2 protein-coding genes are annotated in these 1,676 nt (G+C 73.4%); one reads left to right on the forward strand and one right to left on the reverse strand.

The features are described 5' to 3' along the window. Positions 1-217 precede the first annotated feature (217 nt). Positions 218-475 carry a hypothetical protein gene (locus tag ACTUAL_RS31315; RefSeq protein WP_440902753.1) on the reverse strand — a complete coding sequence of 86 codons (258 nt, stop codon included), beginning with the start codon at positions 473-475 and terminating at the stop codon, positions 218-220. Between the two features lie 415 nt (positions 476-890). On the opposite strand from ACTUAL_RS31315, the gene ACTUAL_RS31320 reads away from it, so the two are divergent. Beyond that, positions 891-1,631: a matrixin family metalloprotease gene (locus ACTUAL_RS31320; RefSeq protein ID WP_440902754.1), complete on the forward strand. Its 741-nt coding sequence runs from the start codon at positions 891-893 to the stop codon at positions 1,629-1,631. Positions 1,632-1,676: the final 45 nt, after the last annotated feature.

A 1,676-nucleotide genomic window follows, 5' to 3' on the forward strand; every position in this document is an offset into this window, starting at 1 on the left:
CGCCCCGCCCCCGCCCCCCCCCCGCCCCCCGCGCGGCCCCCCCACCCGCCCCCCCCCCCCCCGGGGCGGGGGGGGGGCGCCGGGCCCCCCCCCCCCCCGCCCGGTTCCGGGCACGCCGGGGCGCGGTGCTCGCGTGGCGGGCACCGCGTCCCGGAGCAGGTGGCAGGTGGCAGGTGGTCGGTGGCCGGTGGCCGGTGGCAGGTGGCCGATGGCGCGGTCAGTAGATGACGTACAGGTCCCAGTCGAGCCAGCCCTCGGAGCACAGGTAGCGCTTCCAGGCCCCGACCTCCTGGCCCCGCTTGCCCGCGTCCTCGCACTCGCTCCGGTTCCAGTAGTCGTCCACGAACGACCACTCCCCCTCGGCGCGGGTCGATCCGGGCGCGGACGGCGCGGCAGTGGCGGGTGCGGCGGTGAGCGCACAACTGGTCAGCGCGGCCAGCACGAGTGCCGCGGCGCTGCGGGTGGTGGTTCGCACGGCGATGTCCCCCTCGAGATCGCGTGAGGCCGCGCGGCGCGGTCGCCGGGGCCACCACCCAGGTTATTCGAGGTGACTTGGAAAAGTCGTCACTCGAAGGGGTCGACCTGTGACCGCGCAGTCGACCTGCAGGGCCGTGCCGCACGCGCCTTGTGTCGCGACGGGCGCAGGGGGTGTGGGGTGTGGCCCAGCGCGGACGCGGGCGGCACGGCGTAGCGCGCGGGATCACGTGCTCCCGCGCACGTGTTTAGAGGAGGGCCGGACACGCCGCTGAATACCACCACCTTCGGCTTCCCGAAGACCGGACCGCCCGTTCGGGAAAACCTGTTCCGCACCCGAACCGGGACCCCGCGCGCACCCGGCGGATCCGAACGTTGTCGCCGTCGGCACGGCGAACGCGCGGAGGACCAGTCAGATGCGGATCATCCACAAGGCCCTCGTCGGCGCTCTGGTGGCGCTCGCCGCCGCGCCGCTCGCGCTGGTCCCCGCGCGGGAGACGGTGCTCGTGGCCGCCGAGGCGATCCTGGCGGGCCGGAAGCTGACCACGTCCGGTTCGGTGGCGTGCACCGAGGCCGGGTACGAGCGCCAGGCGTGGAAGCTGAGCGCCGCGTACACCTGGTACTACAATGGCGCCGCCGCGCCCGGCAGCGTGAAGTCCACCGCGCTCGCCGCGATCACCGCCGCGACCGGCAACGCGGCCTCGGGCGCGAACCGCTGCGGCAAGACCGGGACCGCCGCCGCGCAGCAGAGCTACGCGGGCGAGACCACCAAGCTGTCCGCGCAGGTCGACTCGTACGGGCGCTGCCGGGGCAACGATGGCAAGTCGGTCACCTCGTGGGGCGCGATGCCCGGCAGCATCCTGGCGATGACCTGCACGTACTACCGCAGCACCGGGGTCGTGATCGCGTCGGACACGCTGATCAACACCGCCAACACCTGGTTCACGACCATCCCGGCGAACTGCGCCAACGCGTTCGACCTCCAGTCCACGATGACCCACGAGCGCCTGCACACGCTGGGCCTGGCGCACGTGAGCCAGTCCGCGAACCCGACCGCGACGATGAGCCCGAACAACGCCCCGTGCAACACCGAGAAGCGGCTGCTCGCGCTGAGCGACTGGACGGGGCTGACCCAGCTCTACGGGGTCAAGAAGTAGCCCCCTCCGCAGTCACCTCCGCGGTCACCTCCGCAGTCACCTCTG

The sequence above is a fragment of the Actinosynnema sp. genome (assembly GCF_052038725.1).

Excerpts from the sequence above, each read along its gene's own strand:
- ACTUAL_RS31320 (WP_440902754.1), top strand. The coding sequence starts at position 891 with ATGCGGATCATCCACAAGGCCCTCGTCGGCGCTCTGGTGGCGCTCGCC.